General features: G+C 69.8%; 3 protein-coding genes. All 3 read right to left on the bottom strand.

What is annotated here, in order from left to right; genetic code table 11:
- Window positions 1-86: 86 nt before the first annotated feature.
- Genes Van01_RS32600 through Van01_RS32590 form a run of 3 tightly spaced genes read right to left on the bottom strand, consistent with a single transcriptional unit; the run spans window position 87 to window position 3,167 of the window.
- Window positions 87-1,679 carry a site-specific integrase gene (locus Van01_RS32600; protein WP_239099447.1) on the bottom strand — a complete coding sequence of 531 codons (1,593 nt, stop codon included), beginning with the start codon at window positions 1,677-1,679 and terminating at the stop codon, window positions 87-89.
- Window positions 1,680-1,712: 33 nt separating this feature from the next.
- Window positions 1,713-2,045: a helix-turn-helix domain-containing protein gene (locus Van01_RS32595; protein WP_204015790.1), complete on the bottom strand. Its 333-nt coding sequence runs from the start codon at window positions 2,043-2,045 to the stop codon at window positions 1,713-1,715.
- Window positions 2,046-3,167, bottom strand: a complete 1,122-nt coding sequence (locus Van01_RS32590; RefSeq protein WP_239099446.1) for a tyrosine-type recombinase/integrase — start codon at window positions 3,165-3,167, stop codon at window positions 2,046-2,048. It abuts the gene before it with no gap.
- Window positions 3,168-3,277: the final 110 nt, after the last annotated feature.

Genomic DNA, 3,277 nt, shown 5'->3' with positions numbered 1-3,277 from the left:
AAGTTTGCGAGTTCGGCTGAACCCAAGTGTTCGCAAGGCGAATCCGGGTGTCCTGAGGGGACATCATGCCATGCGGACACCCGGGTTCAGGGCAACTCGGGGAGGCGGTCGGCGTGAGGGCCGCCGGTGAGTTCTCGGGCGTTGGTGGCCCAGCGGATGGCGGTGCCTTCGCTCAGTCCGAAGACGGCGGCCAGGTGCAGTGGGTCGGCTCCGGTGGTGACGGCTTCCTCGAGTTGCCGGTCGATGCGCAGTCGTTCGAGGGTGCCGGGCAGGCCGCGCAGGTTCAGGATCCAGGTGGCGCTGACCGGGGCGAGGCTCATGGCGCTGGCGGTGCTGACGAGCAGGTGCGGGTTGGCGGTGTTGGGCCAGCGTTCGCGTCGGTAGGTCAGCCAGTCGAGCAGCGCCTGGGCGGTGAGGTTGTCCAGCGGGCGGGAATTGCCGGCGATGATGATTCGGCGGCCGGCGAGGTCGACGTCGTCGAGGTGCAGGGCGCGGATTTGTCCTGGTCTGGCGGCGTGGACGGCGGCCAGCACGACGCAGAGCCGTGCCTGGGCGGTGGTGGCGGCGGTGACGCTGGCGCTGATGTCGTCTGGTTCCAGCAGCGGCCAGATCGGGTCGGGCACCTTTGGGCCTCGCAGGCCGTGGGTGGGGTTCCGGAAGACCAGCTTGTGGGTCTTGGCCCATCGGAACAGGCCGCGCAGAGCGGTCGTCGCCGCTTCACGGCGTCGGCCGTGCAGCGTGGCGAGGTGGGTGGTGACGTCGGCGCGGGTGACTTCCCGGAGGTGATCGCGTTGCGGCCAGCTGGCGGCAGCGTCGATCACGGCAGCGACGTAGGTGCGGACTGTGCCCTCGTGGCGGGGCCGGCTTCGCGGGCTGCCATCGCGGAGCATGCGTGCCCAGTTGCTCAGGTCCCGACGCCACGGGCCGGGCAGGCCGGCGAGTCGGGTGGCCATCCAGCCTTCCAGGCTGGCGGGCCGGTCGTCGTCGACGATGTCCATGGTTGTGAGGATCTCGACGACGTAGTCGAGGTTGATGTATTGCCGGGCGGTGACGGCCGCGAAGTCGCTGACGCGGATGCGGTCGGGTTCGCGGTGCTCGGCGAGCAGCATGACCAGGACCCGCTGCATCGCGCGCTGCGCGGTGGGTTCCCATCCGCGGGCCTCGGCGATGGTGTGGGCCAGGTGCAGGCCCCAGGCCAGCCAGGGGTTGTCTGGTGGCGGCCCGGCGCGCAGATCAACAACGGCGCGGTAGTGGCGTGGCCCCGGCGGCAGCAGCGGCTCCTGCAACCAGGCGCTGCGAGGGCGGGCCGCGTGCGGTGGTGGTTGCTTGGATGGCCGCCCTTTGGTGCCGTAGCGGCGTGGTGCCGTGCGCGGTGGCGCCTGCCGGCGGTCGCTGAGGCTCAGGAACAGTTGCTGCCAGCGGATTCCGGCCAGGTAAGGGGCCAGCACCACCGCCGAGCGGGCGTCGCTGGCCAGCCTCGTCCGGTCCTCGCGGGCCTGGCACCAGCACAGGCGGCAGTAGCCCTGCTTCAGCCGCTGCACGCGCCCGCAGGCCGCGCACTCGCCGCTCGGGTAGCCCTTGTGCGGGGCGGCGAAGTTGTAGCAGGGCATGCAGATGCCCTGGGCGTAGGTCAGGCCCCAGGCGAAGCAGTCCGCGCAGCTGGTGACGGTTCGCGGCACGATGGTGCCGTCATGGTCGCGGGCGGCCACCGGTCAGCGCGGCGGCAGCGACCGGCCGTCGCGGCGGCGGGGCACCACCCGGGTGAGCGGAACCGGTGCGGTGGCGTCCGCAGCGGGCTTCGCAGCCTCCGGGGTGGACCGGGACACGGTGTCGGGTTCAGCGATCAGCAGGTCACCCACCTGGCAGTCCAGCGCTACGCAGATCACGTCGAGGTCGGCCAGCTTGATCGTCACGGGCTGACCGGACCACAGCCCGGACATCTTCCCCGCGGAGATGACCAGGCCGTGCTCGGCGAACACCTGCTGCAACTCGGAGGCCTTCCAGATGCCGCGTTGAGCCGCGACCAGGCGCATGTTCCACCGCATTCAGCCGAGTCCTTCCAGTCGTCGGGCGGCACGTCGTTGCCCGTCGAGCCATGCCTGTTCGATCCGGGTGCGGTGCACGTGGACGTACTTCATCGTCGTGGCGACCCAGGAGTGCCCGAGCATCTCCTGGATCGCGATCAGGTCCACCCCGTTGAGATACATCTGCGACGCGCAGTAATGCCGCAGCACGTGCGGGGTCAGCTTGTCCGTCCAGGTCGGCAGGTGCGCGGCGACTGCGGCGGCGAGCCCGGCGCGCAAGACGTCGTAACTGACCCGACCGGCGCCGAGGCGCTCCGAGCAGAACAGCGGCGTGCCGGGCGTCTGGTAGTCGCCGCCGAAGTGCGCCCACACGTCCTCGACGAACCAGGCGAGGGTGCGGCCGGCGTGGTTGATCAGCGGCACCATGCGTTCGCGGGGACCGGAGCCCTTGGCGCCTTTGCCGTGGCGGACGTGGAGCTTGCCGAACGGGCCGAGGTCCCATTTGATGTCGTCCAGGTCCAGGCTGCGGGCCTCGTTGACCCGCAGCCCGACGTCGGCCATCAACCTCGCCGCGGTGTAGTTGCGGGCTGTCGGCGCGAACTTGCGGCACGTCGTCAGCTCCGCCGCCCATCCCGTGAACAAGGTGTCGATCTCCTCCGCGCTCGGCGGGATCCGCAGCTTGGCGTCCTTACGCCCGCGCGGCCGGTTCATCTCGTCGATCGGACAGGCCACGATCCGGCCGGTCAGCGCGTGCAGTTCCGCCTGGAAGCGCAGCTCAAGGAACGCGAAGTAGATGCGCAGCGCCTGCGAGCGGGCCAGCCTCGTGCCCGACGGCGCACCCCGCAGCACGCGACCGAAGTAGGCGTCCGCGTCCGCCGGTTCCATCTCCCACAGCGGCCGGCCGAACCAATCCCGAATCTGCTCCAGCTGGCTGACATCACCGCGCACCGTGCCGTCGGTCAAGCCGGCCGAGGCCCGCGCCAGCACGAACCCGGCCAGAACATCCACCTCGAACCGCTCGATCTCCTCGGCCGACGCCGGCGCACGCCGGTCACGCAGATCCCGGACGACCGCCAACCCCAACTCAAGAACCTCCCGTTCACGCCAGCCGAAACCACTCCAGGCGATCCGAAGCAGCTTCAAGATTCCCGAGAAGGTTTCAGAACACAACCATGGATCCACATCGCGAGATCAACAAGCTCAAGGACCTTCAGAACCAGACACACGCCGACGAACTCAAGCGATGTCGTACT

Origin of the sequence: Micromonospora andamanensis (assembly GCF_016863495.1) — a bacterium.
In the GTDB taxonomy this organism is placed as follows: Bacteria; Actinomycetota; Actinomycetes; order Mycobacteriales; family Micromonosporaceae; genus Micromonospora; species Micromonospora andamanensis.
Note: the sequence above shows the minus strand (reverse complement) of the source record. Positions and strands in the feature narration are given on the sequence as shown.

What these genes read in the sequence shown, in the direction of transcription:
- Van01_RS32595 (WP_204015790.1), bottom strand. Translation starts at nt 2,045, where the DNA reads ATGCGGTGGAACATGCGCCTGGTCGCGGCTCAACGCGGCATCTGGAAG.